Source organism: Xanthomonas sp. SHU 166, assembly GCF_000364685.1.
Taxonomy (GTDB): domain Bacteria; phylum Pseudomonadota; class Gammaproteobacteria; order Xanthomonadales; family Xanthomonadaceae; genus Xanthomonas_A; species Xanthomonas_A sontii.
Genome location: NZ_AQOJ01000877.1, coordinates 1 through 7,688, shown reverse-complemented (window position 1 = coordinate 7,688; position 7,688 = coordinate 1). Strand labels below are relative to the sequence as shown.

Genomic DNA, 7,688 nt, shown 5'->3' with positions numbered 1-7,688 from the left:
TGCGCGTACTGGCGGGTGGCCAGCAGTTCGTCGCGCTCGCGCGCGCTGAGCGGTTGCAGTTGGCGATAGCGCCAGACGTCGCGGCTGGACAGGAACACCACGCCATGGCTGTCGCTGACCAGCACCACGTCGGGCACGCGCAGCCATTCGTGCTCCAGCGCGGCCAGTTCGATCTTGATCACGATCACTCCGAGCGGGCGTCCATGCGCGTCGAGGATCGCCTGCGAGAGGAAGTAGCCGGGCACGCCGGTGGTCATGCCGATGCCGTAGAAGCGGCCCTTGCCCTGCGCCAGAGCCTGTTTCACGTAGGGGCGGAAGCTGTAGTCGGCGCCGACGTTGCTGCTTGCCAGGCGCCAGTTGCTGGCGGCCAGGGCCACGCCGTTGGCATCGATCAGGGTCAGAGTCGAGGAGCGGGTGACGTCGTTGGCGCGCTCCAGCTTCAGGTTCAACTGCTGCTGCGTGGCTGCGTCCAGCGGATGGGTCAGGGCGTCGCGCAGTTCCGGATCCAGCGCCAGCACCTGCGGCAGGGTACGGTAGCGGTCGATGCGCTGCTGCAGGGTCTGCGCATACAGCTCCAGCTGTTGCCGCAGTTGCACGCTCTCGGCGCGCAGCGCGCGCTGTTCGGCGACGTGCTTCGCCGACAGCATCGCCAGCACCATGCCGCCGACGATGACGACCAGCAGCAGGATCAGGCGACGATGGCGCAGGAGCGAGGGCATGCGGAAGAACGCGGTGACCGGGACCGCATCAGCTTAGAGGGTGCGCTGCCGTTTGCGGCATGCGGCGGAGATGGCTGGCGTCGCGGAGCGCCAACAAGCCGAAACCGCCGGCAGGTGCACCGGCGATCGCATCAGGGAACGTCGCCGGTGTCGTCTTGCGGATGTGCCGCGAACACGCTGTGGGCGCGGAGGCCGCATCACCCAAGGGGCCTTGGCATCGCCGACGCCCCTCCTGCGGCTCGCTGCGCACCTTTGCGGCTGGCGCAGCGGGGTGCACGCCGGCCGATCGCCTCGGATCGGCCGGCGTGCGTTGGCTCAGAACTGGACCTGGGCGCGGACGTCCAGCGAGTTCGGCTTGACGTGCACGCCGGCGCGTTCGGCATCGGCGCGCACGTAGTTGACCTGGAACTTGAAGTGGCTGGTCAGGTACCAGTTGGCGCCGAAGGTCCAGTCGTGCTGGCGGCCGCCGAGCACCGTGCCGTCGTCCAGGTCCAGGCGGCTGTAGCGCGTCAGCAGCTCGACCGCGCCATAGGCGTTGGCCGGCTTGATGTTGCCGACGTTGCCGGCGCTGTACGGCCGCGATTCGCCGGTCAGCACGTAGCTGGCGAACACGTACTGGCCGTCGGCGGTGTAGTCGGGGCGGCCGTTGTCGCGGGTCACGTCGGCGCGCAGCGCCTCGCCCTGCATCGAGAACGGTCCCTTGATCCAGATCGCCTCCAGGCCGGTGCGGCGCACCTGGTCGACGTCGACCAGCGTGCCCGAATCGATGAGGCGCACGTCGGTCAGGCCGGCTTCCGGACGCGCACGGAAGCGCGCGCGCGGGCTGAAGCTCACGTCCAGGCCGTTGTGGTAGCCGCGCGGATTCTCCTGCGAGTACGCCAGGCCCAGGTGCAGCACATCGCCGTCGGCCTTGAACGGGGTCCACACGCCGCGCACCGCCTGGGTGGTACCGGGGTTGTCGCCCTGCAGGTCCTTGCCGCCGTAGGCGCCGGCCTGCAGCAGGTATTGCGGACGCTCGAAGGTCCACTCCACGCCGGTGCGACGGCCCTGGTAGATGGCCTGCACCGGCAGCGCCACTTCCATGAAGCTGTCTGCGCGCGAGCTGGTCACGCCTTCCAGGCCCACCGGCACCTTGATGTAGCCCAGGCGCACCTTGCCGTAGTCGGCGCCGAACAGGGCCTTGGTCTCGAAGCGGAAGAACACGTCCAGCCACAGCTTGGACTGGAAGTCGAAGTACACCATCGCGTCGTACACGCCCTTCTTCTTCAACGTGGCGCCGAACTCCTTGCGCCGGAACGCGTTGTCGTCCTCCAGGCGACCGTCGTCGTTGGAGAAGTTGTTCCAGTCGTAGGCGTAGTTGCCGGTCACGGCCAGTTCGGTGCCGTCGTTGAAGGCGACCTTGGTCGGCCAGTCGTCGAAACCGTTGGCGGCGACCGCGGGAGCGGCGGCGGTCAGGCCCAGCGCAGCGAAGAGGAGAGTGTGGCGCATGATGGAGTCGTCTCGGTAAGGAATGAAGGCGCGGCAGTCCCCGGCCGGGCTGGTGGTGCCATGGATGGCGCGGGCAGTGCGGTGGTGGACCGCACGCGAAAGGCGAGGCCGCTGCGATGCGGACACGGTGCCGGACGCGATGCCCCCTGCATGCAATAGCGGACGCGCCCGGCCGTTCTTTACGGCGATGTTGCAGTCCTGCGACGCCGTCTCCCCCTGAAGACGTGCGCTGCGATGGCGGCCACGCCGCCATCGGCCGCGAGGGGCGGCGTCTGCGTGCGGCGTTGCGTCAGCCCTTCCGTGAGCCTGCCGCGCCACTGTAACCGCGTCGACACGGCGCGGCGCCGGGCCTAGTACCAATAGGTTATCTGCTTAGACGCTGGCGACGCGTACAAAGGCAGCATTCCGCGACCCGCGTCGGGTGGGCGGACCGTCCCGGAGCGCCTTCGATGCATATCTCAACTTCCCCGGCCAGCCCTGCGCCGCGGCCGGTGCCGTTCTACCGGCATACCTACGTCCAGGTGCTGGTGGCCATCGTCATCGGTGCCGTGCTCGGCCATCTGGAGCCGCAGTTCGCCACGCAGCTCAAGCCGCTGGCCGATGCCTTCATCAAGCTGGTGAAGATGATCATCGCGCCGGTGATCTTCCTGACCATCGTCACCGGCATCGCCGGCATGACGCACCTGAAGACGGTGGGCCGGGTGTTCGGCAAGGCGATGGTGTACTTCCTGTTCTTCTCCACCCTGGCGCTGGTGGTGGGGATGATCGTCGCGCACGTGGTGCAGCCCGGCGCGGGCATGGACGTCAACCTGGCCAAGCTGGACCAGAGCAAGGTCGCCAGCTACGTGCAGAAGTCGCACGACCTGACCCTGGTCGGCTTCCTGATGGACATCATCCCCAATTCGCTGCTCGGCGCGTTCACCGGCGACCAGGTGGTCAACGGCAAGCTGGTCGGGACCAACGTGCTGCAGGTGCTGTTCGTCGCCGTGCTGTTCGGCGTGTCGCTGGCCATGGTCGGCGAGCGCGGCAAGCCGGTCCTGAACTTCCTGGAGGCCTTGATCGCGCCGGTGTTCAAGCTGGTGCACATCCTGATGAAGGCCGCGCCGATCGGCGCGCTGGGCGCGATCGCCTACACCATCGGCGAGCACGGCCTGCACTCGCTGGTGCAGTTGGCCTGGCTGGTCGGTTCGTTTTACGTCACCTCGCTGCTGTTCGTGGTGGTGATCCTCGGCGCCGTCGCCTATCTGTGCGGCTTCTCGATCTTCAAGCTGATCCGCTACCTCAAGACGGAACTGTTGCTGGTGCTGGGCACGTCCTCGTCCGAATCGGCGCTGCCGTCGCTGATGGAGAAGATGGAGCGCGCCGGGTGCGAGAAGTCGGTGGTCGGCCTGGTGGTGCCCACCGGTTACTCGTTCAACCTCGACGGCACCAACATCTACATGACGCTCGCGGCGCTGTTCATCGCGCAGGCCACCAACACCGAACTCACTCTGGGCCATCAGATCACGCTGCTGCTGGTGGCGATGCTCAGCTCCAAGGGCGCGGCCGGCGTGACCGGCGCCGGCTTCATCACCCTGGCGGCGACGCTGGCGGTGGTGCCGGAAGTGCCGGTGGCCGGCATGGCGTTGATCCTGGGCGTGGACCGCTTCATGAGCGAGTGCCGCTCGCTGACCAACTTCATGGGCAATGCGGTAGCCACCGTGGTGGTCTCGCGCTGGGAGAATGCGCTGGATCGCGACCGTCTGCGCCTGGCGCTGGATGGCGAGGCCGTGCCGCTGCCGGCGGTGGCGGCCGAACCGCTCGCCACGCGCTGATCCCTTGCACCACACGACGCGCCGGCCTTGCCGGCGCGTTGCTTTTTTCCTGCCCCCAAGGCCGTGGCGACAGCCGCCAGACAGGACCGCTCCTGCGGCTGGGGGTAGAATCCCGGGCCTCCGCGCCTTTCGACAAAAGAAGCCCTCGATGTCAAACGACGATTTCAAACAGGCCGCCCTCGACTATCACCGCCAACAGCCGCCGGGCAAGATCAAGGTCTCCGCGACCAAGCCCATGCTGACCCAGCGCGATCTCTCCCTGGCCTATTCGCCGGGCGTGGCCTTCGCCTGCGAGGCCATCGTCGCCGATCCGAAACAGGCCAGCGAACTGACCGCGCGCGGCAACCTGGTGGCGGTGATCAGCAACGGCACCGCGGTGCTGGGCCTGGGCAACATCGGCCCGCTGGCATCCAAGCCGGTGATGGAAGGCAAGGGCGTGCTGTTCCAGAAGTTCGCCGGCATCGACGTGTTCGACATCGAGATCAACGAGAACGACCCGGACAAGCTGGTCGACATCATCGCCAGCCTCGAGCCGACCTTCGGCGGCATCAACCTGGAAGACATCAAGGCGCCGGAGTGCTTCATCGTCGAGCGCAAGCTGCGCGAGCGCATGAACATCCCGGTGTTCCACGACGATCAGCACGGCACCGCGATCATCGTCGGCGCGGCCGTGCTCAACGCGCTGGTGGTCACCGGCAAGAAGATCGAAGAGGTCAAGCTGGCCACCACCGGCATGGGCGCGGCCGGCATCTCCTGCGTCAACATGCTGGTCTCGCTGGGCCTGAAGCCGGAGAACATCCTGGCCCTGGACCGCGACGGCGTGATCCACACCGGCCGCACCGATCTGGACCCGGACAAGGCGCGCTACGCCCGCGACACCGACAAGCGCACCCTGGCCGAGATCGTCGAGGGCGCGGACATCTTCCTCGGCCTGTCGGCCGCCGGCATCCTCAAGCCGGAGATGGTGGCGACGATGGCGCCGCAGCCGGTGATCTTCGCCTTGGCCAATCCGAATCCGGAGATCACGCCGGAGGCCGCCAAGGCGGTGCGTCCGGACGCGATCATCGGTACCGGCCGTTCGGACTATCCGAACCAGATCAACAACGTGCTGTGCTTCCCCTACCTGTTCCGTGGCGCCATCGACGTCGGCGCCACCGGCATCAACGAGGAAATGAAGATCGCCTGCGTCAAGGCGATCGCGGCGATGGCGCGGCGCGAGGCCTCCGACCTCGGCGCGGCCTACGGCGGCGAGACGCCGAGCTTCGGTCCCGACTACCTGATTCCGCGGCCGCTGGATCCGCGCCTGCTGGTCGAGCTGTCCTCGGCGGTGGCGCAGGCGGCGATGGATTCGGGCGTGGCCACGCGGCCGATCGCCGACATGGCCGCCTACCGCGACAAGCTCAGCCAGTTCGTCTACCGCACCAGCCTGATGATGAAGCCGGTGTACGACCGCGCCCGCGCCGACAAGCAGCGCGTGGTCTATGCCGAGGGCGAAGAGGAAGTGGTGCTGCGCGCGGTGCAGAGCGTGATCGACGAGGGCCTGGCGTTCCCGATCCTGATCGGCCGCCCGGACGTGATCGAGGCGCGCATCCAGCGCCTGGGCCTGCGCATCACCGCCGGCGTGGATTTCGAGATCACCAACATCCACGACGATCCGCGCTTCAACGACTACTGGCAGTACTACCATGCGCTCACCGAGCGCCGCGGCGTCACCGTCACCGCGGCCAAGGAACTGATGCGCTCGCGGCCGACGCTGATCGCCGCGGTGATGGTCGCGCGCGGCGAAGCCGATGCGCTGCTCACCGGCGTGGTCGGCCGCTTCCACAAGAAGCTCGGCTACGCGCGCAGCGTGATTCCGCTGGAGCCGCGGGTCAGTTCGACCTCGGCGATGACCGGTGTGATCAACCAGCAGGGCGCGTTCTTCTTCGTCGACACCCACGTGCAGGAAGATCCCAGCGTGGAGCAGATCGTCGAAGCCACGCTGCAGGCCGCCTATCGCCTGAAGCTGTTCGGCATCGAGCCGAACATCGCGCTGCTGTCGCATTCCAACTTCGGCAGCCACGATTCGCGCGACGCGCTGAAGATGCGCCAGGTGCGCGAGGCGCTGCTCAAGCGCAAGCCCGAGCTCAACATCGACGGCGAGATGCAGGGCGATACCGCGTGGGACGAGGCGCTGCGCAAGCAGATCATGCCCAACAGCACGCTGAAGGGCCGCGCCAACCTGTTCGTGCTGCCGAACCTGGAAGCGGCCAACATCGCCTACAACCTGGTGCGCGTGTTCACCGACGGCGTGGCGATCGGCCCGATCCTGATGGGTATTTCCAAGGCGGTGCACATCCTCACCACCAGCGCCACTTCGCGCCGGGTGATGAACATGACCGCGATCGCCGCGGTCGACGCGCAGATCCGCAAGCAGCTCGAAGCGGAAAAATAAGCCGCCACGCGGCTTCCAGCCCGCACCGGCCCGCATGACTGCGGTGCCGGTGCGGCTGCATGTGCTCAAGCGGCGCTTCGGGCGTGCGCACATGGCACGGCTGGCAGCACGGCTGCCACCCTCATGTCTTCAGGAGATCCGCTCGCGCGCTGCGCGCGCCTCACGTGCGAGTCGTGCACGAGGGCGTGCCTGAGTGCGCGATGTCGCCGCAGACGGAATGAGTGGCAGGGGAGGCGGCCGCGGTGCGCCAGGAGCAGTGAGGGAGTGGCGCTGAAGCGGCAAGAGTGCCGCAACCGCTGCGCCGGATTGCGGCGAGATCAGCGACAGGGCGGGGCTGGAAGCGGTTTCATATCGGGGCGACAGCGAATGTCGCAGTGCGAGTCGCGTCTTCACGCGCAGCCGGCACCTGGGCTGCGCGGGGTCGAGCCGGGCACGGGGACGGCGCCAGTGGCGCCGCGCCGCGCTCAGGCCATGCGCTTGCCTACCGGCAACGGCAGGCTGTCGCTGTCGGTCTGGTTCAGCTTGGACGGCTTGCCGGTCAGCAGCACATACGCATCGACGCCGGTAAGTTCGGCGATCTTCAGCAAATGCCGGGCATTGGGGACCGAACGGTTGTTCTCCCAATGACCCAGGGTGCTATGCGCTACGCCCAGCAAGGCGGCAAGCTCGCGCAGTGTGAAACCGGCATTTCGCCGCGCCTGCATCAAACGCACACCTATATCCACGAGACACCTCATAGCGGCATGTCGGCGCCGCGTGATGCCAGCATAGTGGCGCGTTGGTTCCGTATCAAGCGAACCGGAAAGGCGCGTGAAAGGACCGCCTGGGGCCGCCGCCGCGCACCGCGCCCGTGGCGGGACGGGCTGCTAGAATCGCCTGTCCCTTTCTGCCGTGTCCCCACCGCCATGAGCCATACCGCCACCGCGCCCGCCAATGCCCAGACGCGCTACGAGGTGCGCCGCGCCGACCTGCCGCTGAGCTGCCCGACCCCGGAAATGGCGCTGTGGAACTCGCATCCGCGGGTCTACCTGCCGATCGAGGACGAGCCGGGCCTGGAAGCCAAGTGCCCGTACTGCGGCGCGGTCTTCGTGCTGGTCGACTGATCCGGATTCGATGCACCGCCTGACCGTGGTGCAGCTGCTGCCGGCGCTGGAGTCCGGCGGCGTCGAGCGGTCCACCCTGGAAATCGCCCAGGCCCTGGTCGAGGCCGGGCATCGCGCCGTGGTCGTGTCG

The 7,688-nt window shown here is 67.6% G+C and carries 6 protein-coding genes and 1 pseudogene; 4 read left to right on the top strand and 3 right to left on the bottom strand.

Annotation, left to right across the window (positions count from 1 at the left end; translation table 11 throughout):
• Together D180_RS19960 and D180_RS19955 are read right to left on the bottom strand one after the other, a co-directional pair.
• On the bottom strand, positions 1-719 hold a 719-nt coding region (locus D180_RS19960; RefSeq protein WP_043091431.1), incomplete at its 3' end, for a cache domain-containing protein.
• Between the two features lie 315 nt (positions 720-1,034).
• The gene (locus tag D180_RS19955) at positions 1,035-2,207 is read right to left on the bottom strand and encodes a porin (RefSeq protein ID WP_017914157.1); all 1,173 of its coding nucleotides are present in this window, start codon (positions 2,205-2,207) and stop codon (positions 1,035-1,037) included.
• Between the two features lie 449 nt (positions 2,208-2,656).
• Between D180_RS19955 and D180_RS19950 the strand changes: the two genes are divergently transcribed.
• A complete protein-coding gene (locus D180_RS19950) occupies positions 2,657-4,021 on the top strand; it encodes a dicarboxylate/amino acid:cation symporter (RefSeq protein ID WP_026144702.1) in 1,365 nt (454 codons plus the stop codon).
• A gap of 148 nt (positions 4,022-4,169) precedes the next feature.
• Positions 4,170-6,455 (top strand): NADP-dependent malic enzyme, encoded by a 2,286-nt coding sequence (locus D180_RS19945; RefSeq protein ID WP_017910606.1) that lies wholly within the window; start codon positions 4,170-4,172, stop codon positions 6,453-6,455.
• A gap of 464 nt (positions 6,456-6,919) precedes the next feature.
• On the opposite strand, the gene D180_RS19940 is transcribed toward D180_RS19945, so the two are convergent.
• On the bottom strand, positions 6,920-7,168 hold the full coding sequence (locus D180_RS19940) for a helix-turn-helix transcriptional regulator (RefSeq protein ID WP_255325562.1): 249 nt from the start codon (positions 7,166-7,168) through the stop codon (positions 6,920-6,922).
• A 192-nt stretch (positions 7,169-7,360) separates the two neighbouring features.
• On the opposite strand from D180_RS19940, the gene D180_RS19935 reads away from it, so the two are divergent.
• On the top strand, positions 7,361-7,558 hold the full coding sequence (locus tag D180_RS19935; protein WP_010344507.1) for a zinc-finger domain-containing protein: 198 nt from the start codon (positions 7,361-7,363) through the stop codon (positions 7,556-7,558).
• Between the two features lie 10 nt (positions 7,559-7,568).
• Positions 7,569-7,688 (top strand): annotated as a pseudogene (locus D180_RS23560) (glycosyl transferase); the annotation flags it as partial.

Excerpts from the sequence above, each read along its gene's own strand:
- D180_RS19955 (WP_017914157.1), bottom strand. The coding sequence starts at position 2,207 with ATGCGCCACACTCTCCTCTTCGCTGCGCTGGGCCTGACCGCCGCCGCT.
- D180_RS19950 (WP_026144702.1), top strand. The coding sequence starts at position 2,657 with ATGCATATCTCAACTTCCCCGGCCAGCCCTGCGCCGCGGCCGGTGCCG.
- D180_RS19945 (WP_017910606.1), top strand. The coding sequence starts at position 4,170 with ATGTCAAACGACGATTTCAAACAGGCCGCCCTCGACTATCACCGCCAA.
- D180_RS19935 (WP_010344507.1), top strand. The coding sequence starts at position 7,361 with ATGAGCCATACCGCCACCGCGCCCGCCAATGCCCAGACGCGCTACGAG.